The sequence below is a fragment of the bacterium genome, assembly GCA_020444065.1.
In the GTDB taxonomy this organism is placed as follows: Bacteria; Sumerlaeota; Sumerlaeia; order SLMS01; family JAHLLQ01; genus JAHLLQ01.
On record JAHLLQ010000002.1, the window covers coordinates 270,626 to 296,599 of the forward strand.

A 25,974-nucleotide genomic window follows, 5' to 3' on the forward strand; every position below is an offset into this window, starting at 1 on the left:
AATCCGCCTCACCGAGCAAGAGGGATCATTCTGCGCAACGTGTCACTTCAGAATCGGCGGCGTGCGATCGCTCGGATCGGCTGTGTCGAAGAACAAGTCACCGCTGCTGACGACGCCATTCGTGGGATCGTACATCGGTTCGATCGTCATCTCCGAATACAAGGTGTAGAAGCCGTCCGATGTCGTGATCCCATTTCCGGGTGCGATCCCATCCAGACTACTGAGTTTGTTTCCCCATGTGCCTCCATGCTTGTAGGCTGAGTCTGTATCGGGGCCGGACGACACAATCCAGGCCGGATCCGTGTTGGTGACGGTGTAGCTCTCGCCGCGCGTGTCCGCGAACGGATCGGGCGGCAGACCGTTCGGAAACTGATTCATGATGCCTCGTAGAGTCCTACTGAGTCGGTGTTCCGACGGAAATGGATATTCACGTTCGCGTGGGATGCGCAGAAAGATATCGCCGGGGCTGAGCGAACCGTTGGTCGGATCATACGCAAGACTGGCCTGCTGATCCTTCTTGTCCGGGCCAATGCTGTAGAGGGTCCACTGATCGAGATCTTCAATGAACCGCAGCGGAGAGCCTTTGACATCGAACGGATCCACGTCCGGTCCATCCGGCAGCAGCGGGGAGAAATCCCCCCTTCCCAACGGGAATTCACCCGTTTCCAGAAAATGGTACTTAGCCGCAGCAGCCGTGTGCAGCAGCGACAGATGCGTAAACGCCGCTGTACGGCGGAACCAGACTTCCCCGCCCAAGTACTGTGGCGGGCATTCAGACCACCAATCGACTTCTCGCGGTTGCTGAAGTTCTACCTCCTCCTGCCATGCCGCATCGAGCCGTGGGAACTCGTTTCTGATCTGATCCGGAGCCGTCAGTGCATCCAGATAAGCGTATCCGAGACTTGGCAGCAGCGTGGCTCGACAGGCGACACCAATCAGTTCCGCGATCAGTGTCTCGGAATCGCGAGAGAGAATTTGCGCCATCGTATACGTGCCAAGCAGCAAATCCAATGCATCGCCGGATCGTCCCTGCATCATCGCGAAATCGGCCTCGATGCGTGCGACCTTAGTCGCGACCTGGAATCCCAGGAAGTTGAGAATTCCCTCTCTCGGCATGATTAGCGGGCGATCGAGGGAGCGCGCAGTGTTCCGCAGAGTGACGCTAGCCAGGTAGGCGAGCATCTGATCCAACGGCAACCGCAGCTCCGTGCTTCTCCCAATCAACCCGGGAAGCAATGCGCGGATACTCGTGCCCTCTCTTGCCATGCGACGGGCTTCACATCGGTCGTGCATCGCAGCGATTGCCTGTCGATCGAAAGCACGACCGCTCTCGCTAAAATCCCGTGTGTAGGCGCCGGCCAGAAGGACGAGACGCTCATCATCGCCGAGCGCCAATGCGGTGTCGAACTGAGCGATCCGAGACAGCCGATCGCCCGGGTGATCGGCCACCAGTTGCCGCGCCAGCACGGAGGCTTCCTCAAGATCCCTGCTATTCCACAACTCGATCAGATCGGCGAATCGCTCGTCAGAGACACGCATCAGCGTGGATTCGATGCGATCCACAGCAATCAGAGACGCGAGGACATCATCCGTGGGTACCTCGGGCATTCCCGTCGCGATGAGATCGTACCCCAGCCCTAACGGCGAGGGATCGAGTAGATACCAAGTATCATAGCTGCAATCCCAATGCTCCTGCTCGACCTCCGTGTGAACCTGAAGAAGAAACCGGCCGCGTATGCTCCGCAGCGAGTGCTCCATCGTCATGTTCGTATCGCCATAGGGTTCACTCGCCTCGGCCACAACCCATCCGTCGACTGTCTTCTCGACACGAAGGAGCACACCGCCGCGCACGTAGTACAACGTCGACCCCTCCGCCCAGGCCGCTGCGTTTGGAAGCATCACCGCGAATAGGACAAGCCAACCGATGGCGAACTTCTTCATTGTTCAAACTCCTGATTGCGGAATGGCGGCGTGCGATCACTCGGATCGGCCATGTTGAAGAACAAGTCGCCATCGCTTCTGATACCGTTCGTAGGGTCATACGGTGCGTCGAGGAGCATCGTGTCTCGCAGGATGTATTGTCTTCCGAGCGTGGCTATTCCGTCCCCCTTTTTGATCCGGTGGGCCTGGTCAACGAGCGAGTCAATCACCTGGCTGCTCTCCTCTTCCGCGTCCATATTCGGACCAACAGAAAGAATCAAAGCAGGATCGGTGTGCGTGATGGTGTAGCTTGCGATGCGATTTCTTGCGAATGGATCCGGCGGAAGGCCATTCGGGAATTGCTTCAATAACTCCGGTGCGGTCGTTGCCAACTCCCCAGGGGGTGGAAACGGATACTCGCGTTCGCGCGGAATGTCCGTGAAGATGTCGCCGGCGCTGATTGTTCCATTCGTTGGATCGTACGAGAACGTGGCCTGTTGATCTGCCTCATCCGGACCGAGGCTGTAGATTGTGAAGACATTTTCCCGTTCCGGAACGAGGCGAGTACGCAGGCGGCGCCCTTCAGGATCGAAAGGATCCGGGTCGGGCCCAGCCGGCAGCAGGGGAGCGAAGTCTCGCGGACTCGAAGGGAACTCGCCGGACCTGAAGAGGCGGTGTTTCACCGGGGCCGCAGAGTGTACGAGAGCGGTATGCGTCAGGGAGACCTTCTTGCGCGTGTCGTACTCGAGTCTGTTCCATCGCTCGATCTGCCAGAAATCCCATGTTTGACCAGGCTTCCTTCCCTGGATCTTCAGTTCCTGCTTGTATGCATCGTTGATGACCGGAAAGAAGTAAGCGATCTGATCCGAGGTCGTCATTGCATTCAGGTATACGGTTTCAATTCCCCGAATTGAGATCGAGCGTACGGCGATACCGATCAGATCATCGATGATATCATCTCGATCTCGAGAAAAGAGAAGTCCGGCCTGCCAACTTCCCTTCAGGGTATGGATTGGCCCATCGACTTTTCCTTGCAACATTCTGGAATCGGCAATGACCCGTGCAAGTTTCGCGCGCATCGCGAGATTCAGGTATTTGGGCAGATCGTCATTGTCCGTGAGAATCAGGTGGTTCTTCGAGTTGCAGGTCGTGTATTCGGGTGTCAGCGATCGAAAATGTTCCATCATTTCTTCAATCGATTCCGATGATCCCGAATCGCTGTCATCCTCCGACTCAAGAATGCTGCAGAGATTCTTGCCTTCTCGATCCAACCGTCGGGCGTCTTGCGTTTTGCGCATGGCTTCTATAGCCAACTGATCGACCTGGAGTCCCGTGGCCTCGAACTCGCGGGCATAGGAATCGATCAGGCGATCGTAACGCACTTCGTTTTCGACGCCCATGGCGGCATCGATCTCCGCCAGTCGGAACAGACGATCCTCGGGATGACGTTGGGCAAGGTCTGTGGCGAGAGCTTCCGCCTCTTCGAACCGACCTTCCCGCCACGCTGCAAACAGATCGAGAAACTTCGGATCGTGGATCTCCATCATGAAGAGTTCGACGCGACCTTCGGAATGTTCAAAACTCTCCAGTATTTCTTCTTTGGAGGGGAGATATCCCCCCCAGTAGTAGACCGCGCGCCCGATAGCATCGTAACCAAGGCCGGTTGGTGATTCCTCCAGCAGGTACCAGCTTCGGGTTTTCGGTTCTTCCTTCTCCGGGACAAAGGCCCGCGCAGCCAGAATGATCCGATCGCCTTCCCGTTCCGCTTCGAATTCCCAGCGATACTCCAGATCGGAATCTGGTGGACCGAGTTTCTCTACATCGTATCCATCCGCCGTCTCCGTCAGACGAATCGGTTCGCCCAGCCGCAAGTAGTACATCGGCGCCTCCTGCTCTTCACCACACCCCCCAAGGCAAGCCAGCCCAGCCAGCAGCAGGACGCCGATCCAAAGCTTGGAAGACTTCATGGCATATTCCCCCCGAATGAGTGAACGCCCGGGTCGGCCGTGTTGAAGAACAGGTTGCCGTCGCTGAGCAGGCCGTTTGTGGGATCGTAGTAAGGCTGGGACATCAGATCGCTGAGGACCACATACTGGCCGTCATAGACCGATACTCCGCGGCCCGGCTGAATGTCGCTAAACTGGAACTCTCCGATTCGGCCCAGAGTGAAGACTCCATCGACCTTCTGGTCATCATCGGGATTATGCATGTCGCCAGACGGATACCACTCGTATCGATAGAATGGTTCCGGACCGGGACGGCCCGAACTGACCCATTCGTCATACTTCGCCTTCCATTCTTGTGATTCGCGCGGATACAGGAACTCGCCGCCGACCGTCATCTTCATGTCGGGTCCGCCAGAGAGGATCCAAGCTGGATCGCTCATCAGGATCGTGTAGCTGTTCCCTGACTTGTCTCTCAATGGATCCGGCGGAAGGCCATTCGGGAATTGCTTCAATAACTCCGGTGCGGTCGTTTCCAACTCCCCAGGGGGTGGAAACGGATACTCGCGTTCCCGTGGAATGTCCGTGAAGATGTCGCCGGTGCTGACTGTCCCATTCGAGGGATCGTACGAGATCGTGGCCTGCTGGTCTGCCTCGTCTGGACCGAGACTGTAGATCGCGAAGACATTTCCTCGCTCCGGCACGTGTCGAGTACGCAGTCGACGCCCGTCGGGATCGAAAGGATCCGGATCGGGCCCATCGGGCAGCAGGGGGGCGAAGTCTTCCGGCCGCTCCGGCATCTGGCCGCTCGCGAGGAAATGCTGCCTCGCCGCTGTAGCCGAGTGCGTGAGCGCCGTGAGTGTGAAGGCCACGTTCCCGCGCGTGTCGCACTCATTGAGAGTCTCGATATTCATCTCCGTCGACTGCCAGTTCGGAGCGCGAGACTGCGCCTGTAGCGCGCGCTCTTGCCTGTACGCATCATCAATGACTGGAAAGAAGTAGGCGATCTGATCGGATGTCGTCGTTGCATTCAGAAAGGCCCTTTGAAGGTCGCGCATCGCAAGTCTGCGGATGTTAATCCCAATCAGATCATGGATCAGATATCCACCGTCTCTCGAGAACAGAAGCCCCATCTGCCAGGCGCCTTTCAGAATGGAGATGGGTTGCTCGACCTGGCCCTGCATCATCGCAAAGTCCGACAGGACGCAGGCGAGCTTGGTTTGAATCAGCAGTGCAAAAAAACTGGGAATATCAGTCCCATCGGTGAGGACCAGGCATTCGTCGGGGTTGTGCACCGAATAATTCCGCGATGTTGTGCGGTATCGCAAGAGCACCGCATCAATCGGCTCGCTCGGTGTGTTTGGATCATTCGGGGCATTGGATTCGAAGGCTGAATGCAAATTCTTGCCTTCTCGGTTCAGGCGTCGCGCTTCCTGCGTTCGCCTCATCGATTCGATGGCGAGTTTGTCGGCTGGATGATCCGTCGTGCCGAAATCATTCACGTACGCCGTGATCAATCGATCGTAACGGACCTCGTTGCCCACGAGCATGGCCGTGTCGATTTCCGCCATGCGAAACAACCGATCCTTCGGATGGCGCTGCACGAGTTCCATTGCCAGTTGATTCGCATCGTCAAAACGTTTCTCACGCCAGGCCGTGAACAAGTCGAGAAACTTCGGATCGTGAACTTCCATCATGAAGAGCTCGCCGCGGCCGTCGGAGTTCTTCTTGATCGCCTCGAGCATGTCGTCAGGGGGCCATGGATCGTACGCTGGCACATACGAAATGCTCCCGGTGGCATCGTATCCCAGGCCAGAAGGCGACTCCTGGAGCAGGTAGCGCGTCGTCATCCGGAGTTCGCCATCCGGTGCGTAGCCCGTCTTCGAGATCGTTTTCGAGACGAGAACCCACTCCCCGTCGTACACCTCAAGATCGAACTGCCGCCGATACTGGACATCCGGTTTCAGGGGACTCAAGAGTTCGACTTTCGGACTATCCGGCACCTCAGAAATCCGAATGATCTCGCCCAGACGGACGAAGTAGGTCTTCGGATCGCCGTTGCCTCCAGAACACCCCCCAAGGCACGCCAGCCCAGCCAGCAGCAGGACGCCGATCCAAAGCTTGGAAGACCTCATCGCGTACTCCCCCTGAACGCGCGGTGATGGGAACATCATAGCATAGGCCTCTCGCGGCGGATTGTCACCTCTTCACTCCTGTCCCTACCGTGGGCGGCACGGGATATTCAGGGAATGTCGAGATGACCTGGGCGGACTTCCTCGTTGCATCTCTTCCGACGCTTGCGACAGACGTGATGATTGATCCTGCTGAAGAGAGGCGAGCCATGGCGACTTTGGTGGAGATTCCCGGCATTGGGCCGATCAGCGATGCGTCCGGCATGCGGGCGCTGGAGGCATGCAGCGACGGGCAATTCCGCGTCGGCCGCGAGGGCGTTGTTTCCGTGACGGCGACCGGCGACGGGAAGGTGGAGTTCATCGCCTTCGAGGATCGCACCATCGCCTACGTTTCATCCGCCATGGGCTATCCGGCATATTACCCAGTACATGCAACGTCGGTGGAGAAGCCGCTGAAGGCCGTCCTGATGGACCTGGATGGCACGACGGTCCGCAGCGAGAGCTTCTGGATCTGGATCATTCAGCAGACGACGGCCAGCCTCCTTGGAAACCCGAAGTTTGAGCTGGAGGAAGCCGACCTGCCGCACGTATCCGGCCACAGCGTCTCCGAGCACCTGCAGCACTGCATCCGGAAGTACTGCCCCGAGAAGTCGGTGGAAGAGGCGCGGGCCTTCTACTTCGAGCATACTCATCGCGAAATGGACGAGATCATGAAGGGGCGGGGCCGGCCAGGGGCGTTCACGCCGTCGCCGGGGATCGGCGAGTTCTTGCACGCGCTGAAGGACCGCGGCGTGAAGTTGGGCCTTGTAACGTCGGGGCTCTACGAGAAGGCTTGGCCGGAGATCCTGTCCGCGTTTCGGACCTTGGACATGGGAGCCCCGGAGGACTTCTACGACGCGATCATCACGGCGGGTTTCCCGCTGCGAGCAGGCTCACCGGGCACCTTGGGCGAACTGTCGCCTAAGCCGCATCCTTGGCTGTACGCCGAGGTCTGTCGCGTCGGGCTCGGGATTCCGTTTGAGGACCGCGCGCGCGTGATCGGCATCGAGGACAGCGGTGCGGGCGTCTGCTCCATCCTGCTGGCCGGTTTTGCGCCGATTGGAATCGCGGACGGCAACATCAACGAAAGCGGCACGCGCGAGCTGTGTCGCGATTTCTGTGAGGACTTCGAGGAGATTCTGGCGCTTATCGATTGATCGCCGATTGCAGGAGGGAGATTCGGATGAATCGCACCAAGACGAACTTCTTTGTGGATGCGGTGGCGCTTGCCGCGTTCCTGTTTCTGACCACAACCGGGTTGCTGATGCGCTACACGTTGCCACCGGGCAGCGGCGGACGCCATGGCGGCGAAGGCACCAGTGTGTGGGGACTGACGCGGCACGACTGGGGCGGCGTCCATTTCTGGATCGCGGTTGGAATGCTCGTCGTGCTTGCCGTGCACCTGTTGCTGCATTGGCGATGGATTCTGGCTGTCGTCCGGGGCAAGCCGCGCGAGGCACAGGGCGGTCGCGCACTGATCGGCGTGTTCGCCACTCTTGCACTGATCGTTCTGGCAGCCGCACCGCTTCTTGCGCCAAAGAGCGGAACCACCGAGAGCGAGAGCCGTCGCGGCGGGCGTGGAAGCGGTCGCGAAGCGGCCTCCACAGTTACCAACGTCGCCGAAGCGGTCACTCATGGTGAATCAGAGACAATCCGGGGATCGATGTCGCTTGCAGAAGTTGAGCAGACAACTGGCGTTCCGGCGACGGCAGTGATTGCAGCCCTCGGCCTGCCGACAGACACAGACCCGGGACAGCGCCTTGGACAATTGCGCCGACAGCACGGCTTCGAAATGGAAGCCGTCAGAACAATCGTTGCCGAGTACAAAGCCGAGTAGCCGGCGCTATTCGATCGGTTCGATTACCAACTGATTCTGTTGTTGTGCACTCACGGTCACCCAGCCGGATTGCGCGATCGTGGCGCCGTCGCGTGTCAGGATCGCCTGGTAGTCGCCTTCCGGTACCTGGAACAGGCGCACGGAGACATCGCTGATTGCCCAGCTCTTCACCGCGGCCACCTCACCATTCGGGCCCCGTTTTGCGACGGTCAGGTGGCCGCCCTGGAACGGGCTCTCGCCCAAGACGACCAGAATGTCCAACGGCGCAACCCACAGCAGGAAGTCGTGCTCCTGCCGCGCGGGCGAATCGGATAGCGTCATCTGCTCGTCGAAGGGGGCACTCACCATGTCGTCTGTCATGGAGAGCGTCAGCTTCCCAGAGAGGATCTTGGCCCTGTACTCTCCCGGAGCGCCGGGTGCTTCCAGGTAGGCCACATCGCCCTGATCGCTCCTCAGCATCAGCGACGGCCGGCCGGTCCATTCCTCGCCGTTCAAAAAGACGTTACCGGTCAATGTCACCTTTCCCGTGAAGTCGATGTTGACCTCAACGGATTGGCCCTCGCCGACGCTGAACTGACGACTGACGCTTTCGGGCGAGTCCTCCAGGCTGGCGTGGACTTCCCAACTCCCAGCGCCGGTCAGCGTCTTCTCATACGTGCCGTCGGTCACCTGCACGGGATCGCCGGTGGGGGGCTGGCCCTCGTGCGCGAAGAACAGCAACCCATTGCGTGCCGGGTTACCATCCAGATCCGTCACGGTGCCGTAGACGGTCGGCGCGGGCGCCAAGCCAAGCGTCACGTAATTCTCGCCGCCAGAGGACACGGTGGCCTGAACCTCGGGAGCAACCATGTCGTCCGTGTACGCCCACAACGTGTACGTGCCGGCGGGCAGCGGCCCGATCTCGAATGTGCCGCCGGAGGCAGCGACTTCATAGCCCTGCGAACTTGGCCCGCTGGCGCTACCTTGCAGACTCAGCGGCGGGTTCTTCAGCACCACCGTCGCGCCGGACATCGGCGACTCCGTCCCCGCACGCACAACGCGGCCGGACAGCGTCATTCCGGCATCCAGCTTCACCGTGACCGTCTTGTCTCCATCGGCCGGGTCAAACGTGAAGTCCTCGGTTCCCGTGCGTCCCGCGCCGGGCCGATCGCCGAGTTCCGTGACCTCTGCGCGGAAGTTGCCGCTCGGCATGTCCTCGATGTCGTACTGGCCGCTCGAATCCGTGACCACCGTTTGCACTACGGTCGCCATCGTTGTTCCGACGGGCGAATCCGCTTCCGTCTGCAGCAGAAGGCGATAGTTGCCGATCGGCTGGCGATTCGGATCGACGGCCATGATCGTCAACTTGCCGAGCGCCTTCAGATGGAAGATCAACTTCCCATCGTAGATGCTGACGTTGACCTTGGTTTCTTCCTCATAGTCCCGGTGCGTTGCGGTGACACGCGTGAGCGGCTGATCGATCGGAATGCCCTCGAGCGTGAACTCGCCGTCCTCATTCGTCGTCGCACCGTAGGAGCCACGCGGACCGCCGAAGGCCGTGATGGAAGCCTCGGCAATCGGGCTGTCGTTCATGTCCAGGACGAGGCCGTCCAGGAAGTCGCCCTTCTTCAGAATGAAGTTCACGTCCGTGCGTTCCTCGCCGACGGCGACATCAAGCACTTGCGGTTCGGGTTCGACGAGTTGGCGCTCATCCATCAGGTTCACGGTCAGGCGGACGCGTCCGGCGGCGACCTTCTCGATCTTGTAGGTCCCATCGGCAGTAACGTGCCCTTTCTCTTCGAACGTGATCGCAGAGTCCGGAGGCGCGACCTCATCGATGTGCTCGACCTCGACGACGACGGATTCGACCGGCTCACCACCTGAGGTCGTGACCGTTCCGGAAATCGACGCGTAGCCTTGCAGAATCAGCTTCACCGGATCCGTCTGGCCGGGCGGGACGATCGCTGTGGCGATGCCGAGATCTGAAGACGCCTCGACTTCGACCTGTGCGCCGAGGGGGGCAAGGAACTCGAACTCGCCGTTTCCGTCGGTCGTCACTGCGCCGTGGAGACCTCTGCCTTCGTAGAAGACGCTTAGATCGGCTCCCGGCGTTTCTCCGTCGGGCTGATAGACGACACCTGTGATCTTCCGGCCCTGGCCAAGCGGTACCTCAATACGTTTCGTTTCGCCGGACTTGAGTCCGAAGATCGAGAGGTACTGGTCGGTCAGATTGTAGTCGCCAAAGATCGTGTTCGAACGGTTCGGAAGTGTCCACGGTTCCGGCAATTCGACGCGGAGCCGCACGTTGCCTTCCTTGCCCTTCTCGACATTCGTACAGAGCTCAAAGCGGAATTCGCCACTCGAGGCGCTGACGATTGAGGGCAAGCTCTCGGGACCTTCCGCACGCTCGATGTCGGCGCGCAGGCGAACACCGCCCACGCCATTGCCCGTTGCTTCATCAACGAACCGGCCGACGATTTTGGCGGTCGGCGGCAGACGCAGTTCAACATCCTTAGACTCGTCGGGAAGAAGAACGACTTCCTGCCAGGCTTCGCATTCAAGTGCGAGCGTACGCTCCGATGCGGCCGCGGCAGTCACCAAGTACGACCCGGCCATGAGATCCGGGAAAGCGAACTCGCCGCTTTCATTGCTCTTGGTTGCCTGCATGGCGACGGCCTGCTGTCCGGCGCTGACTCGGCCGACATTCTGCGCGGTCACCCGGGCGTTTGGGACCGTCATGCCCTCATCGGTCAGGACGACGCCGGTCAGGGCGACCTCAGATTTCCGAAGAACGATTTTTAGTCCTGTTGTCCCAGCCTCAATTGGTCGCGTGCGCGTTTCCAGATATCCAGGTGCACTGACGGGAATCTGAAACGACTTCTCAAGCGGAATACCCTGGAGTGCAAAGCGCCCATCCTCAGCCGTGGTCTTCCATTCGGATGCGAACGGGCCCGGGCCGGGTTGCGGAGAGGAATAGCCGCTCAGGATCAGTTCGCCAACGCGGGCATTTGCGATTGGCTCATCGTTCTCGTTCACGACGAAGCCATCAATCGTCCCCGCGCCATCGAGAAGCACCGTGGTCGCCAGAGGATCGTTGAGCGCGTCGTTCGTCTGGTAGAGCACCAGGCGCGAGTCGTAGCCATCCGCCTCCACCCGCCAACCGACTACTTGCTCGGGACCGAGCTCAGGCGCCGGAAGATTGAACTCACCGGCCGCATCGGTCGTTTCTTCACCCAGGGCGGGGGGGTAATCGCCGTGCTGCAGGGTGTATAGATTCTTCTGGAGGAGATAGGCCGTAACCCGTGCACCTTCAATGGGTGACGTGTTTGCTCGATCAAGGATCTTGCCCTTGTGCTCCTCTTTAGGTTGCTCTGGTCGGGGAGTCGCCATTGGCGGCCGAGGAGTCCGGCGAGGAGTCGCCTGGGGGGCCGGAGTCGGCGTGGCCAAGGCATGCGTGGCTACGGGGGCGGGCGTGGGCTCGGGGGCCTGCGCCACGGGAGTTTCTTTCTTGCCCTCGGGCCAGAGCAGGACCGCCGCCAGGATGATCAGGATGATTGCCGGGAGCCCCAGCTTCAAGATCGCGGAAACCTTCGAATTCACGACTGGTCCTCTCTTTCGGGCCGCCGGCCCGCTTGGATTACGAATGAAGCTGCCCGCAAGCCATCATGGCCGCAAGCAAAGGCAGCAGGTGAGGAAGAGTCGGGGGAAGGTTACTTCTTCTCTCGTATGCCCTTCATCTCGTAAACCAGGTGCTTGATCTCGGGGAGAATCAGCCTGGTCATGGCGAGATTCACGGCGTTGGAACTCCCAGGCATACTGAAGATTAACGTGCGCCCGCGCAAGCCCGCAGTTGCGCGCGAGAGCATGGACGCCGCACCGACTTCGTCCCACGACAGCATTCGAAAGAGCTCGCCAAAGCCGGGCAGCGGCCGCTCGATCAGGCTGTCGATGGCCTCGAACGTTCCATCGCGCGGGGCGATTCCCGTTCCACCGTTGGTCAGGATCACGTCCGCACCGCGGGAAGACACAAGCATGTGGATCCGGTCCTTGATGGCGGCAGGATCGTCCTTCAGCACATCGTAGTGCACGACCTGATGGCCGTCGGCCTCGAGCGACTCGCGGATGAGTTGGCCACTCTTGTCCGTCTCGGGGGTGCGGGTATCGCTGATTGTGAAAACGGCGACGCGTACAGGAGGGAGTTCCTGCGCCTCGGCGCGATGTTGTTGCGTAGATTGGGAAGACATGCGGAGCCTTTCAGAGAGACAAAACGGATTCCGGCGGCGAAGGAACTTTCGCTCTCTTCGCCGCCGGTCCGCAAGTGAAGGACTTATCCGCCGTATTTCTCTTCGTAGGATTCGCGCAGGTGCTCGACGACATCCGGATCGGCGAGAGTCGTCGTGTCGCCGAGGGCCTGGCCGTCAGCGATATCGCGCAGGAGCCGGCGCATGATCTTGCCGGAGCGTGTCTTCGGCAGGTCCGCGGAGAAGAGGATCTCCTCCGGACGGGCGATGGCGCCGATCTTCTCGACGACGTGCTTCGACAACTCGTCGCGCATCGTCGGCGTCATCTGGGCACGGCCCTTAAGCGTTACAAAGGCGACGATTGCCTGCCCCTTCAGGTCGTGTTTGCGACCCACCACGGCAGCCTCTGCGATCATCGGATGATCGACCAGAGCGGATTCGACTTCCATCGTGCCGATGCGATGACCGCTGACATTCAGAACGTCGTCTACGCGACCCAGGATCGTCAGGTAACCCTTTTCGTCGCGCTTCGCGCCGTCGCCGGGGAAGTAAATCGACTTGTCCCACTTGGAGAAGTACGTATTCACGTACCGATCGTCATCTCCCCAGATGGTGCGCAGCATTGCCGGCCAGGGCTTCGTGATTGCCAGCAACCCGCTGCCCTTTTCGACCTCGTTGCCTTGCTCGTCCAGGACCTTGGCTTCGATGCCGGGCATCGCGAACCCAGCGCTGCCGGGTTTCGCGGCCTGGGCCCCGGGCAGGGTCGTGATCATGATGTTGCCCGTCTCTGTCTGCCACCACGTATCGACGATCGGGCAAGAGAGCGGACCGATGTGTTCATGATACCACATCCAGGCTTCCGGATTGATGGGTTCGCCGACCGAGCCCAGCAACCGCAGGCTTGAAAGGTCATGCTGCGCGGGCAACTGACGGCCCCACTTCATGAAGGCGCGAATGGCCGTGGGTGCCGTGTAGAAGACTGTGACCTTGTGGCGCGCGACCATTTCCCAGAAGCGATCCTGCTCCGGATGATTCGGCGCGCCTTCATACATCATCACCGTCGCGCCGGCCTGCAACGGACCGTACACGATGTAGCTATGTCCCGTGACCCAGCCCACATCGGCTGTGCACCAGAACAAGTCGTCTTCCTTCAGATCGAACACCGTCTTCGTTGTGAAGTGCGTTCCGACGGAATACCCACCTGTCGTATGAACGATGCCCTTCGGTTTGCCTGTCGTGCCAGACGTGTAGAGAATGTAAAGCACATCTTCCGCGTCCATCTTTTCGGCCGGACAGACTGGGCTGGCCTGTTGCATCAGGCGATGATACCAGTGATCGCGCCCTTCCTGCACCTGGCAAGGGAACGGATCGCCGTGGGGGCGCTTCACGATGACGACGTTTTCAATCGACGGACAGTTCTTCAGGGCTTTGTCCGCCTCGTTCTTCAGCGCGAGAACATTGCCGCGACGCCAGCCGCCGTCCGCCGTGATCAGCAGCTTGGCTTCCGCATCGTTGATTCGATCGGAGAGTGATTCTGGCGAGAATCCGCCGAACACGACACTGTGAATGGCGCCGATTCGCGCGCAGGCCAACATCGCCACGGCCGCCTCAACGATCATCGGCATGTAGATCGCCACGCGGTCGCCCTTCTGGACGCCGAGGCCCTTCATCGCGTTGGCGAACTTGCAGACTTCCGTGTGGAGCTGCTGGTACGTCAGTGTGCGAATTTCGCCCGGCTCGCCTTCCCAGATCAGCGCTGCCTTGTGACGGCGGCCGCTCTTCAGGTGGCGATCGAGACAATTGTGGGTGATGTTGATCTTTCCGCCGACAAACCACTTAGCGTGGGGCGGATTCCACTGCAGGACTTCCTTCCACGGCTCGAACCATTCGAGCTCGCGGGCCTGCTCCTCCCAGAACTTAACGTAGTCCTCCTCTCCCTGACGGTGCAGCGATTCGTCTCGAACCACCGCATTCGCCGCGAATTCGGCACTCGGGGGGAATTCTCGCTCCTCGTGCAGAAGATCGTCGAAGACCGTCGTTTCGCTCATGGAATGGGCCTTTCCTTGGAATTACCGGGCGCCGACGCCGGTGGCCGCGCCTTGCCGATCTCATGATCGGTTCTTGGAAATGACCATATGAGCAAGAATTGGACGAACCGGTCCAAAGAAGTGCCCCCGGCCGAAGCCGGGGGCACTGGATACTGCCTCTGCAGGGGAAAATCACCGCATGTAGGGGCTTCCGCCCATCGGCGGCATCCCGCTTCTCAGGCTCTGCGCCGCGCCTTCGGAGGGCGTCGGCTGGCCGAAGATGATGCGGAATCCGGACGATCCGCCGTTCTCGCCAACCACGTAGTCGGCAGCCAGGACCTTCTGGATCCGCATGCTGGACTCTTCCAAGTGTGCCGTCGTGTAGGGATCCAGCTTGGAGGCGCGCTTGTCGGCGAGCATCTCGTCGATATTCGCGCCGAGGTCCTTCAACTGCTTCCAGGCCAGCGTCCGGGCAATTGCCGGATAGGCGCTGCGCTCGCCGCCGTTGGCGATTGTGATCAGGCGACCCAGGTACTCGCGCTGCAGGTTGCGGCGCAGGTTCGTGATCATCGGTTTGCGGGCCGTGAAAGAATCGCCGAAGTCGGCGCCCTTCGGCTCCTTGACTTCCGTCCAGATGGAGGCGGTCAGCGTGTCGAGCAGTTCCGGCAGTGTGAACACGTCCTTGTCGGCCGGGACGTACATCTCGGCGTCGTACACCCACTCGATGCGCTGCGGATTCGTCAGGCTGAACATGATCGAACGCTGCATCGAGAGCACCTCATCCTGGATCGGATAGACGAGCGGCTCGCGCCAACTCGAGCTTCCGCGGTGCGACCAACGCCCGGCAGCCAGGTGCGTCTGGATTTCCGGATCGATCTTGAACGCATCCCTCGCGAAGATGTGTTCGGAGATCAGGCGTATGGCTTCGCGCTGCTTCTCTGCGTCGACCGGCACGATCGGGGGACGGGCATTCGGGTCGCCCTTGTGATCGCGATACAGGTACGTGCCGCCGATGTGCTTGGCGGCCAGGTTGCCGACGGAGTAGCGCTGCCAGAAGAGCGTTTCGTACGCGCGGCGGGCCTTGTCGTAGCTCTCGTCGTCCTTCACTGCCACATCCAGCAGGCGCTCCATGATGTTGTTGGCGAGCTTCATGCGCTCCTGCGCGAACACGAGCGGATCCTTGCCAAGATCGAATCGGTTGATCGTTGGATCGGGCGAAGCCACGTCTTCATCGGTACCGTACTCGTGGCCGTGCTCGGTGGCTTTGTCGAGAATCTGCGACAGCATCTTGTCTTCACCCGACGGATAATCGCCGGTCCCAGCAATCGCATAGCCGTACTCGATCGCCCACTCGTCGTAGGGACCGATCGACTGCGTGATCCAAACGTCCGGCGGCGTGCCGTCGGCCTTTAGCGAATATGGATTGTAGTCCATGATCGAGGCGACCGTCGGGACTTCACGATCCGAGGTCTCGATGATTTCATTGTAGGTCTTCCAGGAACTGGCCTTGAAGTTGTGGCGCAAGCCGAGCGTGTGCCCGACTTCGTGAGCGACGATTTCGCGGACCAGGCCGCCGATGAATTCCTCGGGCCATTCCGCGAACGGATCCTTCTCGTCTTTCTTCTCCTCGTCGTCCTTATCGTCATCGCCCTTATCGTCGCCATCCTTGGCCTTCTTGTTCTCTGCCTGAGACATCAGGCCGAGATCGAGGCCGAGACCAGCGAAGGCCAGCTCGCTGCCGAGCACCTGCCCGATGGAGCAGAAGTGCCCGCCGTGGGCGGCCGAGAAGGTATCTGCCATGATGTCCTGTGCGAACAGCGACCGCGGCGTCTGGCCGGCCAGGCGCGGGTCCTCCTGGATTCGCATGGCGTAGGCGGACTGCAGTTCATTCCAGAGCGGATGCTCTTCGGGATTCTGAGCCAGCCACTGGCGGAGCTTCGGAGTGTACTCAGCGTTCTGAGCCGCGGCCCGGACGAACACGTCGTAGGCATACAGGTAATAACGCACCATGGAGTCATCCATGATGATGTCTGCGTCGAAAATCTGGCCCGTGCGCGGATCGACGCGGGAGGGACCCTGCGCGTAGCCGCCCTGATTGGTCACCCAGCGGAAGAAGTTGTAGCGGGCATCTTCCGGATCCAGATCGGCGAACTCGTTGCTCTCGGTCTGCTGGCGAACGACGATGGCATCGGCGATGCCGATCTTCTCGAACGCCTTGTTCCATTCCTCGATGCCTTCGCGCACGTAGCGGCGATAACGGATGGGAACCGACTTCTCGATGTAGAAAACAAGCGGCTCTTTCGGCGGAGAGAGCTTCAGCGACTTATCGGCCTTCTCCAGGTCCCAGCGGTTGATGTAGCGATCGAACATCGTGTCCGCTTCGGGGTCTTTGGAGAAATTTGTGCGAGCCGTCAGGAAATAGCCGACGCGCTGATCTGCGACACGCGGCTTGTAGTCTGTCTTCGGCAGGCGACCGAAGCTGTACGCGATTCCGAGCGCGCCATCGGGGCCGCGGAAGCGAATCTCGACGATCGTGTTGTCCGGGAAGGACTTCGCCTTCGCGACCTGGGAGACCTTGAAGCCGGTAATCCGTCCGACGAAGGCATCAGCCTGACCCGCCAGCAGGGCCTTCATGTCGATCAGGATGTTCCCATTGGTCTTTGCCAGGATCGGCGCCTTTGCGATGACCTGGTCCGGGTACGTCCGCTCAACGACGTCCTTCAGTTCGCCCTTGGCCGTGTAGAAGGTGTTTGGGACGACAAAGAGGACTTCCTTGTCCATGACCTCGAGCTTCAGCAGGTCCTCGCCCCACTGGCTGCCGGCGTAAAGACCGGCGGAGGCGCTGGTCGAAAGCTGGAACTCGTCCTTGAGGGCCGGGCCGGCGAATTCGCCATACAACCGGTCCTCGTCCTTGTCGTAGTAGAGGGTCAGGAAGCCCGGGAGCTTCTCCATTCCCTCGGTCTTCTCGGCGATTTTCGGGAAATCGTCCTTCTTCTCCTTCTCACCCTCTTCGGCGCGGATTCCGGTGCCAAAGCTGGCCAGAAGTGCGATCGCGAGTAGCCCGATCCAGGCTCCACGAAGTCGTGCAAATCCCATGGAAGGCCTCCCATGTTGTGATGAATGCCAAGCGCGAGTCCTCAGCCGGGCCCACGCAAAGACGCAGCTAGCCAGCGAATTCTACGCCGCTAGCGCCATTTCCTTGAGATCGCGGCGCCGTTTTTTGTTCTGTTCCGAGACTCGCATATATCGATCGGCAGCCTTTGAAAGGCCTGTGCGCACAAGAAATCCGCCGCGGACGGGGCCGCGGCGGATTTGATTACCAGGTGTCGTTATTTGCGGTCAGCGGACCGACATGCCGCCTCCACGGTGGATCGTCGAGGGCGGCGGGCCTGGAGGCGCCGGGCCGAGCGTCACGGACACCGTTGCGCCGTCAGCCGTCTCAAAGACGTTCTTCACGTTGAAGTCAAAGCCATCCGTTGCGGACACGCCGAACAGGAGTGTGACCGCGTACTCTGCGTCCACAGGGCGGTGGAAGATGCCGGAACGGGCAATCGCGGCGGTCGCCTGAGCTTGAGCAAATGCGGCAACCGCGGCTGTGGCTTCCGCACTGGCAATGGCGACGGCGGCCGCAACGACGGCAGCCTGAGCATTTGCGATAGCAGTCGCGATCGCGCCTGCCGAGGCGGCAGCACTGGCGGCAGCCAGCGCAGCCGCCTGGCTAGCTGCTGCGGCGGCCGCTTCCGCCTGAGCATCGGCAACTGCTTGTGCTTCGGCAGTGGCCCCGGCACCGGACAGCGCTGCAGCCAGGGCGAGAAGGGCAACATCTGCCTGGGCGTATGCCGCTGCGACGGCACCCGCGGCGGTTCCTGTTTCGGTCATAGCAGCAGATGAGGCCTGTGCACCCGCGACTGCGGATGCCGAGACTGTCATGCTGCTCTTCGATTGGCTGACTGAGGCGCTGACTCCGCCATAGCCGGAGGCCTCACCGGTCGCGACTGCGGCCGAACTGGCCCCTGCGTAAGCTCCTGCGGCTGAAGCCGCGACGGCGGCAGCGGCAGCCTGAACTTGCGCCACGGCGATTGCCACGGCCTGTGCTTCGGCTTGAGCGGCAGCAGCGGAGTGAGCGGCAGCCTGAGCTGCTGCTGCCGCTTCCGCATAGGCAGCAGCAATGGCCTGCGCCGCAGCGGCCGACTCGGCGGAGGCTTGCGCCGCAGCCTTCGCCTGGGCGTGAGCATCAGCCGCAGCGACTGCGGCAGCCTGAGCCTGCGCATCGGCGTCGGCAGCGGCGAAGACCTGGGAATAGGCGTACGAGGAAGCTTGTGCCGCCCAGTAGGCGGATTCCTCGGCCAGCGCGGCGAACATCTCTGTGCCGGCGGTACTATCGCGCGGGGGATTCATCAGTTCGATGGTTCCGATGATTTCGGAGTGAACGTCAGGCCCAGTCGGATCGCCGCGAACAACCGTTGTCGTGCCGAAATTCGTCTTGGGAAGCAGCGGGACCGGCGACGGGCCGTAGATTTCGTACACCTGATCCATAATCACGGCCTTCAATGTCACCGATTCACCCGCATCCATGTTTCTGCCGATCATCAGAACGGACCATAGAAGAAGCGGTTCGGAGCTTGTCAGGGTGACCATGACTTCCGTATCGACCGGCGTCACGGGGACATCCAGATTGTTGCTCTTCAGTGTTGTATGGTCGCCAATGGCCGCATAGGCGCCTGGCGAGAGGCTGAGCAGAAGCGCCAGCAAGAGGGCTCCTGCCAAAGGGATTTTCGAAGGTGTTCGCATACTCGGTTCTCCTTGCTGTGATTGTTTGGCGAGGAACCTTGCTTGCGAGCAGACGCTCAAAAAAAGAAGCCGGTAGCCGACAGCCTGTATGGCTGCCTCCTCCGTCTCCAGCCTCAATAGCATGCATCTGCCCAGCCGAAAAGTCCTCGGCGGGTCTTCAGATTCAAATGTCCGCTTCAACAACTACAGCAAACGCCACGATCGCATGGGAAGTCAAGTCGAATGCCCTGATGCCGAAGTGTTCCGACAGCGACTTATGCAGTCGCATATCCGATTGATCCCTGTCTTTGCGATCCACAAGTCTTGCCTCGAAGCAGTTGATGACCTCATGAGGCGGACATGCCGGATTCTTTCGAAAAAACAAAACCGCACCGATCCCTGCATCTTCCCGCCGGCATGAAGAAGTTGAAGATCTTCTTGAGGTACGCCCCGTATCTTGGAGTTATCCTGCTGCCGATCGCGCTGGGCGTGATTTACCACGAGCTTCGCCACACGGATTGGCCGAGCGTTCGAGCCTATGCCCATTCGCTCTCCATCGAGCGAATTCTTCTGTTCCTGTTGGCCGTGGCAGGCGGGTATGCCGCATGCACCGGCTACGATGTTCTGGGGCTTCATTACGCCGGGCGGCTGAAGGGCCAGGCGATGAAGGCCGTGAAGTACTCCTTCATCGGATTCGCGTTCAGCCACAACCTTGGGAATTCTGCCGTGACGGGGACGTCCGTTCGCTTGAGGCGCTACTCTGTGCTCGGGCTCTCGCCCTCGGAAGTATTCCGCGTACTCGGTATCACTCTGTTCGGGCCTTGGACGGGTTTCTGCACGTTGATCGGAGTGACGTTGGCACTCGTCCCGATGGGGGAGCAAGTCAGTGGCATTCTCAGCGCCGACTGGTTGGGATGGGCTCTGCTGACGGTACCCGTGACTGTCTTACTTGTTTCGGGGCTGCGTCGGCGACCGCTCCGTATGGGTTCCATGGAGTTCACGCTCCCTCGGCTCTCGATCATCGCGCCAATGACGCTGGTTTCCATTCTGGACTGGGGACTGGCAGGCACAGCCATCTATCTGCTGATGCCGGCGGACGCAGGATTCACATGGGGGCTGATCATCCGGATCTACCTGCTGTCGCAGGTATTGGGGCTGCTCAGCCAGGTGCCCGGCGGGTTGGGGGTTTTCGAAGGGGCGTTCCTGTTTCTTCTGCCCGCGGACTTACCACGCGCCGAGGCAGCCGGCGCGCTTGTCGTCTTCCGAGTGATGTACTACTTCCTTCCGTTTGCGATCGCTGCGGCGCTCATGGCCTGGGAGGAGTATCGCGCCTATCATGCGCAGGTGCAGACCTGGCTCGACACGATGAATAGTCTGAATCGTGCCGTGGCCCCGACGTTGATCTCGGTTCTCATCTTCTTCAGCGGCGCTCTTCTTCTCTTCTCCACGGCGACGCCAATCCTGGAGCATCGCGTCACCTGGTTGTCGCAGTTCATTCCATTGGGAGCGATTGAACTCAGTCATTTACTGGCCAGCATCCTCGGCGTGCTGCTGATCGTCCTCGCATCGGCGCTGTACCGTCGAGTCTTTACGTCCTATCGACTCACGCTGTTTGTACTGCCGCTGGCGGCGATTCTGGAACTGTTGAAGGGCGCGGAGTGGGAGGTTGCGCTCTTGATGCTGATCATGGCCGGTGTCCTGCGCGCCGCGCGTCCGGCGTTTACGCGCCGAGCGGCCATCCTGGCGCGATCGTTCTCGTTTGGATGGTGGGCCTCGATCTCGTGCGTGGTGATCAGCGTGCTTTGGATCGGCTTGTTCTGCTACAAGCACATCGACTACACGCACGATCTCTGGTGGCAGTTTGCGTTCGATGGCGACGCTCCGCGTTTTCTGCGCATGCAACTGGTCGTCATCGTAACGCTCATCTGCATCGGCGCGATGTCGTTGCTGCGGCCGGCCGTTGCAAGAGCCAAACTCGTCGCACCACAAGCGCTCACAATGGAAGAGGTCCGCGAGATTGTTCACGACGACACAAAGAGCCAGGCCTGGTTAGCACTTCTCGGCGACAAGGAGTTCTTCGTCAGTCCGAAGCGCACAGCTTTCCTGATGTTCGGCCGCCAGGGAAACAGTTGCATCGTGATGGGCGATCCCGTGGGCGACGAAAGCGAATGGCAGGAGCTGCTCTGGCAATTCAAGGAACGGTGCGACAAGGAAGGAACGTACCCCGTCTTCTACGAGGTGGCCGAGCAGCACTTGCACTACTACGTCGAGCTTGGTCTGACACTGTTGAAGTTCGGCGAGTCCGGTCGCGTGCCGCTGCCGGAGTTTACACTCGAAGGCAAGAAGCGCGCGCGACTGCGGCAGGCTCGCAACCGCTCGGAGAAAGCAAACTGCCGATTCGAAGTCCTCCAGGACCGCGATCGCATTGCAGAGGTCTTGCCCGCGCTGCGACAGGTTTCCGACGAGTGGCTGCGCGAAAAGTCGGTGGGGGAGAAGGGGTTCACCCTCGGGTGCTTCCGCGAAGAGTACCTTTTGGAGTCGCCGATTGCCGTTGTCTTCCGCGAAGAGGAGCCCGTGGCGTTTGCGAACTTATGGGTCTCCGCGGACAACACGGAAGTCTCCGGCGATCTGATGCGCTATGACGTTCAGCGCGCGCCCGACGTCATCATGGATTACCTGTTCACGGAACTGATGTTGTGGGCGAAAGAGAACGGTTACCAGTGGTTTGTTCTCGGCATGACGCCCCTGGCGGGATTGGCGCAACGGCCGACCGCACCGCTTTGGAACCGCATCGGATCGATGATTTTCAATCACGGCGAACGATTCTACAACTTCGAAGGCTTGCGCGAATACAAAGAGAAGTTCCGCCCCGAGTGGGAAGGCCGCTACATCGCCGCGCCGGGCGGCTGGAGCCTGCCGCGCAGCCTGCTCGACACAGCCACTTTGATAGCCGGCGGAAGCATCACGAACATCTTCAAGGGGTGAGTTTGGCAGTCCGATTCGCAATCGGGCAGGAGCCAGAGAAGAGCGTGTGCCCGAATCGTGCAGGGCTACGCTGTAATGCCTACGTAACCCCTATCAGATGACACCCAACTCAATGCCGGATTTCGCGCACAGCAGAGAAGTTGACGGACACGGCCCCCTCCTGCGTGAAGTCGCAGAGAGAGTCGTTCAGATCTTGGCAGAAAACTCTGACGGAGTCGATGTATGCATCGAGCTTCATATTGCGATAGGGAATCGGAACGCTTTCATTCTTGCGGAATGCGAGTGGAGGATCAAAAGCGTGAGCGACGATTTCCGCATTCTTGTCTCTTTCCCCCACAACTCCCGAGTTGTGTTTAAAGAAATTCGCCAAAGTGCGCATTTCCAGTAGATCTGGAGGGATCCTCCATTTCCTTATACTCTCCTCCTTTGCATTCAGAAATGGCGGAAAGACAAATTCGCGCCCTCCGTCGATCCATCGATGCGTTTGAGGAATCAGAAGCCTCGCAAGATCGTTTCCCACTTTTTTGTGAAGTCTGGGATCCCAATTCGATTTTCTATCATCCTGAAGGAGGCAGAGCCTATGGGCGACTTGCACTTGTAGATCCACCACAGAGCGCTTGGGGTTATTGCGAAGGGAATCACGAATCTGAGCCAACGCAGAGCAGCAGATGTCAAAGTGCAGTTTGGTGATTCCAACCACGAACCTCCTCAGATACTTGTCACGCTTATCCACCATGTCCTCAGGTGCAGTGACGTGGTTTCTAAGCTCCCCCACAAGGTCCTCGAAGAATGGGGTGTTCGTCTTCTTCCTCTGCGCGGTGAGTTCGGATAGTATGGGTGTCAGGTTTGTGGTATGTTGATTGACGACTCCCTCTAGGATTCGGCCAAAGTCTTGACGATGTATTCGTTCAACCGTCTCGCAGAAATCGTACTCGAAGCAGTACCAAAGATACTGAAGGGCGTTATCGCGAGTATACTCTAAGACTTGGCACAGTTTGATTAGTACCGAGGCAAGTGCGATGTCAGAAATTCCCAGCAGCCTATTGTCCAGGCGCCTTGACTCTACATGTCCCATGAAATCATTCGTCTCAACTGGCATCTTGGATTGCAACTCTCTCAACTTGGGCTCGTACGATTGAGAAAACAGCTTCAGGAACTCTCTCGTAGCCTCAATTTCCCCTGAGAGCACGCTCTTCGCTCGCAATTTGAATCGGCGAGGCGTCCACGGCTCATAGATCATGTCAATTCTCCTTCCGAAGTGGCCAGAGGCTGCTTTCAGTCAGTGAGACAAAGTGGTGACTGCAATCCGTCATTCAGGAGACTGGCATTCATCCACTCAACAACCGGAGAACAACGAGAAATAGACGATCAGATACCACGGGCCCATCAGGGCATTCCAGAGAATCAGGCACGCGCCGCCGATGTCTTTTCTCTTCACGAACAGCGCGCCGTTTGCGCTGGCGGCGAGAGCCCCCAGCATTACGAGCGTGATGATGGATTCCTCCAATCCGGCTGGCGTCTTCAATTGAGTCTTGAGGAGGAAGAGCGGCGTGCAAACTGTCTCGTAGAGTGCATGCGGGAACTTCAAAACGCTTTCGGCCCGAAAGAGCGAGGATGGAAGAGAGGTCAGAAGAATCGCGGGAATGATCCAGATCGCCAGCAGACTCAGCGGGCGCAGCCAACGATGATCTTCGCGGCACCAGCGGGCAAGCGCCCCCGCGATGACCGATGCCGAAAATAGCCCAATGATCACGGTTCGCTTTGTGCGCGCGAAATAGGCGATCTCGAACGGACCTGGTCGTGCTGCAAGGAAGCAACAAGCGGCCAGGACAGGCAAGATCCCGAGCAATCGAAGGAAGTAGGGGCGAGTCCTGATCTCGAAGAGAGCGCAGACAAGACAGGCGGTTCCAAGGCATGCAAGGAAGGCCGTGTTGAGCATCCCCACGAACTCGAGATCGTACGACTCTTTGAGTAGGATGCGCGCAATCCCTTCAGCAATTACGGCAAATGCCATCCTCGTGACGGCGGCGAGAGTTACGGGAGATAGTCTTGGCGGACGCCCAGAGGCTTCATGACTATCGTTGCACACGCCCGCTCCCCCCTCGCGGCAGCAAGACAATGAATGCTACAATGGAGATCGGATTTCGCAATGAGAATGCGCGAGGACGGCGGGATGCTAGCGCCGAGACATCGCCACGTCTTCGGCAATGACCGGGACAATGGGAAAGGCCTTCCACGGAACGTGTGTGTCGAGGCGAAGGTCGGCGTAATCGACGGTGGCGAGGCCATCGAGTTTCTCCGCCAGCGCTTCTGCCTTGGGGAGTGTTTCGGAAGGCGCGCGCGCGCCGCACACGAGCCGCGTGCCGCCGCGGAGATAAAGCGTGATGCCGGTGCCGGGTTCCCAGTGGATCTCAGAGAGGCGATCCTCAAGCGGGCCACCCGCGGCGGCCATTGCACCCGCATACAGCAACGTATTGTCGCGGAACGCCGGATCGAGCGCTTCGCCGAGTTCGTAAGTACGCTCCGACGGCCCCGTCAGGATGGGAAGGCGAGAATCGAGCAATTCGTTCGGCAGCGCGCGTGCGAAGACGACGCCTTCGCAATCGACCAGGTACGTGGCGCGTTTTCCAATCAGAACCGCCTCGGGCTTTCGCTCATGCACCAGAATGTCGATCTGATTCGGCCACGTGCGACGCAGCTTTGCGTGATGCAGCGCAGGATGTGCGGTCAGCTTCGCCTGTGCCTCGTCCAGGTCGTAGCCGAGCAGATGAATGGGATCCTCGTATTGGCCCTTGGCGATCGCGACGACTTCTTCATCGCTCAGGCGATCGGCGCCATAGACCTGCCACTTGGTGACGAGGAAGAACTGCGACGAGTAGAGGAACTGCCAGAACACGACAAGTAGCAACCCAAGCGCCAGAACGATTGCCGCCGGTACGATCATGTTGGGGATCGCCCGAACATAGTGTGCCAGGCGGGGGAGGAACTTCCGAGGTACGGGTTGGCGCGGCGACAGACGACGAACCGCGCCGCTGGCCGTAGGCGTGCGACTCCGTCCCGCATTTCCGTATCGCGTGCGGAAGATCTCGATCGCACGGTGCGCATCCCACACCTTTTTGGCCGGCTTCTTCGCCATCTACTCCTCGATCAGCGCAGTACGCAGCTTTCCAGCGGCCCGCCAACGATGCGGGCTTCCAATTCGAGCATGATTCCCGTGCGTTCGTGCACCATATCCTGGATCAGTGAGATCATCGCGAGAAAATCTTCGCCGACGCCGTTGCCGCGATTCACGATGAAGTTTGCGTGGCCTTCGCTGACCATGATGTCGTTCAGCACGTAGCCCTTCAGCCCGGCCTCGTCGATCAACTTGCCGGCACTGACCATCTGCCCCGTGCGGGGATCGCGAGGATTCTTGAAGATGCAGCCGCTGCTGTGGCACTTGTAGGGCTGATTCTTTTTCTTCGAGACGAACTCGCGGCGGCGCGCGGCGGCCACTTCATCCTTCAAGGGCTCCAGGCGGAGATCCGCTTCGAGCACGATCACATCGGACAGTTCGCTATAGCGGTACTTGAATTCAAACGCACCGCGCGGCACCTCGAAGACCTGGCCCTTGCGCGTCATGACGAGTGCGCTTTCCACAAAGTCGCACAGGCCCCAGTTTCCGGCGCCGGCGTTTCCCGCGAGCGCCCCACCGACCGACCCGGGGATCATGGTGCAGAACTCAAGACCCATCAGGCCCGCGCGCCGCACGTACTGCAGCAGGGAGCTCAGCTCCATTCCCGCGCCGACGCGAACAATCCGCCCCGGCATTGCCGTCGCCTGGCCGAACGCCTTGCGTGGCAATTGCACGACGATTCCATCGAAGTGATTCTGGGCAAAGATCGTGTTTGTTCCACCGCCCAAAATCAACATCGGCCACTCGCGCTGGTACGCCACACGGACAAGGCTGCGCAGGGCGAATGGATCGTATGGAATCGCCAGCAGCGACGCCGTTGTGCGCGTGCTCATGGACGTCAAGGTTGTCACGTCGGCGTCCGGCGCGAGCTCCAGATTGACGATGTTTCGCAGTGCGCTGTCGCGCAGAAACGGATTGGGGCGCAT

15 protein-coding genes are annotated in these 25,974 nt (G+C 59.9%); 3 read left to right on the plus strand and 12 right to left on the minus strand.

All coding sequences use genetic code 11. The features are described from left to right. Positions 1 to 42: 42 nt before the first annotated feature. From KQI84_05700 to KQI84_05710, 3 genes are read right to left on the minus strand one after another with little or no spacing between them, the layout of a single operon-like run. A complete protein-coding gene (locus KQI84_05700; protein ID MCB2154359.1) occupies positions 43 to 1,941 on the minus strand; it encodes a hypothetical protein in 1,899 nt (632 codons plus the stop codon). After that, entirely contained in the window at positions 1,938 to 3,887 is a 1,950-nt protein-coding gene (locus KQI84_05705) for a hypothetical protein (protein ID MCB2154360.1), read from the minus strand. The genes KQI84_05700 and KQI84_05705 overlap by 4 nt, the downstream gene beginning before the upstream one ends. Continuing rightward, complete coding sequence (locus KQI84_05710) at positions 3,884 to 5,998, minus strand: hypothetical protein (GenBank protein ID MCB2154361.1); 2,115 nt, start codon at positions 5,996 to 5,998, stop codon at positions 3,884 to 3,886. The genes KQI84_05705 and KQI84_05710 overlap by 4 nt, the downstream gene beginning before the upstream one ends. 206 nt (positions 5,999 to 6,204) lie before the next feature. Between KQI84_05710 and KQI84_05715 the strand changes: the two genes are divergently transcribed. Then, on the plus strand, positions 6,205 to 7,191 hold the full coding sequence (locus KQI84_05715) for an HAD family phosphatase (GenBank protein MCB2154362.1): 987 nt from the start codon (positions 6,205 to 6,207) through the stop codon (positions 7,189 to 7,191). 26 nt (positions 7,192 to 7,217) lie between these two features. Further along, positions 7,218 to 7,871 (plus strand): DUF4405 domain-containing protein, encoded by a 654-nt coding sequence (locus KQI84_05720; protein ID MCB2154363.1) that lies wholly within the window; start codon positions 7,218 to 7,220, stop codon positions 7,869 to 7,871. Positions 7,872 to 7,877: 6 nt separating this feature from the next. Here the strand turns inward: KQI84_05720 and KQI84_05725 are convergent, their stop codons facing one another. From KQI84_05725 to KQI84_05745, 5 genes are all read right to left on the minus strand, one after another. After that, positions 7,878 to 11,450, minus strand: a complete 3,573-nt coding sequence (locus KQI84_05725) for a carboxypeptidase regulatory-like domain-containing protein (GenBank protein ID MCB2154364.1) — start codon at positions 11,448 to 11,450, stop codon at positions 7,878 to 7,880. Between the two features lie 110 nt (positions 11,451 to 11,560). Then, a complete protein-coding gene (locus tag KQI84_05730; protein MCB2154365.1) occupies positions 11,561 to 12,094 on the minus strand; it encodes a MogA/MoaB family molybdenum cofactor biosynthesis protein in 534 nt (177 codons plus the stop codon). Positions 12,095 to 12,177: 83 nt separating this feature from the next. Then, entirely contained in the window at positions 12,178 to 14,139 is a 1,962-nt protein-coding gene (gene acs / locus KQI84_05735) for an acetate--CoA ligase (protein MCB2154366.1), read from the minus strand. A 171-nt stretch (positions 14,140 to 14,310) separates the two neighbouring features. After that, complete coding sequence (locus KQI84_05740; GenBank protein MCB2154367.1) at positions 14,311 to 17,214, minus strand: zinc-dependent metalloprotease; 2,904 nt, start codon at positions 17,212 to 17,214, stop codon at positions 14,311 to 14,313. A gap of 243 nt (positions 17,215 to 17,457) precedes the next feature. Continuing rightward, on the minus strand, positions 17,458 to 18,909 hold the full coding sequence (locus KQI84_05745) for a hypothetical protein (protein MCB2154368.1): 1,452 nt from the start codon (positions 18,907 to 18,909) through the stop codon (positions 17,458 to 17,460). A 339-nt stretch (positions 18,910 to 19,248) separates the two neighbouring features. Here KQI84_05745 and mprF point away from each other — a divergent pair, with 339 nt between their 5' ends. Further along, positions 19,249 to 21,873: a bifunctional lysylphosphatidylglycerol flippase/synthetase MprF gene (gene mprF / locus KQI84_05750; GenBank protein ID MCB2154369.1), complete on the plus strand. Its 2,625-nt coding sequence runs from the start codon at positions 19,249 to 19,251 to the stop codon at positions 21,871 to 21,873. Between the two features lie 109 nt (positions 21,874 to 21,982). On the opposite strand, the gene KQI84_05755 is transcribed toward mprF, so the two are convergent. From KQI84_05755 to murB, 4 genes are all read right to left on the minus strand, one after another. After that, positions 21,983 to 23,113, minus strand: a complete 1,131-nt coding sequence (locus KQI84_05755; protein ID MCB2154370.1) for a hypothetical protein — start codon at positions 23,111 to 23,113, stop codon at positions 21,983 to 21,985. A 96-nt stretch (positions 23,114 to 23,209) separates the two neighbouring features. Next, positions 23,210 to 23,887, minus strand: coding sequence for a hypothetical protein (locus tag KQI84_05760; protein ID MCB2154371.1), 678 nt, complete (start codon positions 23,885 to 23,887; stop codon positions 23,210 to 23,212). Positions 23,888 to 24,049: 162 nt separating this feature from the next. Continuing rightward, positions 24,050 to 25,009 carry a cell division protein FtsQ/DivIB gene (locus KQI84_05765; protein ID MCB2154372.1) on the minus strand — a complete coding sequence of 320 codons (960 nt, stop codon included), beginning with the start codon at positions 25,007 to 25,009 and terminating at the stop codon, positions 24,050 to 24,052. A gap of 11 nt (positions 25,010 to 25,020) precedes the next feature. Next, entirely contained in the window at positions 25,021 to 25,974 is a 954-nt protein-coding gene (gene murB / locus KQI84_05770) for a UDP-N-acetylmuramate dehydrogenase (protein MCB2154373.1), read from the minus strand.

Coding starts and splice junctions, on each gene's coding strand:
- KQI84_05720 (MCB2154363.1), top strand. CDS start 7,218: ATGAATCGCACCAAGACGAACTTCTTTGTGGATGCGGTGGCGCTTGCC.
- KQI84_05765 (MCB2154372.1), bottom strand. CDS start 25,009: ATGGCGAAGAAGCCGGCCAAAAAGGTGTGGGATGCGCACCGTGCGATC.
- KQI84_05705 (MCB2154360.1), bottom strand. CDS start 3,887: ATGAAGTCTTCCAAGCTTTGGATCGGCGTCCTGCTGCTGGCTGGGCTG.
- KQI84_05760 (MCB2154371.1), bottom strand. CDS start 23,887: ATGGCATTTGCCGTAATTGCTGAAGGGATTGCGCGCATCCTACTCAAA.
- mprF (MCB2154369.1), top strand. CDS start 19,249: ATGCCGGATTCTTTCGAAAAAACAAAACCGCACCGATCCCTGCATCTT.
- KQI84_05740 (MCB2154367.1), bottom strand. CDS start 17,214: ATGGGATTTGCACGACTTCGTGGAGCCTGGATCGGGCTACTCGCGATC.
- KQI84_05710 (MCB2154361.1), bottom strand. CDS start 5,998: ATGAGGTCTTCCAAGCTTTGGATCGGCGTCCTGCTGCTGGCTGGGCTG.
- acs (MCB2154366.1), bottom strand. CDS start 14,139: ATGAGCGAAACGACGGTCTTCGACGATCTTCTGCACGAGGAGCGAGAA.
- KQI84_05700 (MCB2154359.1), bottom strand. CDS start 1,941: ATGAAGAAGTTCGCCATCGGTTGGCTTGTCCTATTCGCGGTGATGCTT.
- KQI84_05755 (MCB2154370.1), bottom strand. CDS start 23,113: ATGATCTATGAGCCGTGGACGCCTCGCCGATTCAAATTGCGAGCGAAG.
- KQI84_05745 (MCB2154368.1), bottom strand. CDS start 18,909: ATGCGAACACCTTCGAAAATCCCTTTGGCAGGAGCCCTCTTGCTGGCG.
- KQI84_05715 (MCB2154362.1), top strand. CDS start 6,205: ATGGCGACTTTGGTGGAGATTCCCGGCATTGGGCCGATCAGCGATGCG.
- murB (MCB2154373.1), bottom strand. CDS start 25,974: ATGCGCCCCAATCCGTTTCTGCGCGACAGCGCACTGCGAAACATCGTC.
- KQI84_05730 (MCB2154365.1), bottom strand. CDS start 12,094: ATGTCTTCCCAATCTACGCAACAACATCGCGCCGAGGCGCAGGAACTC.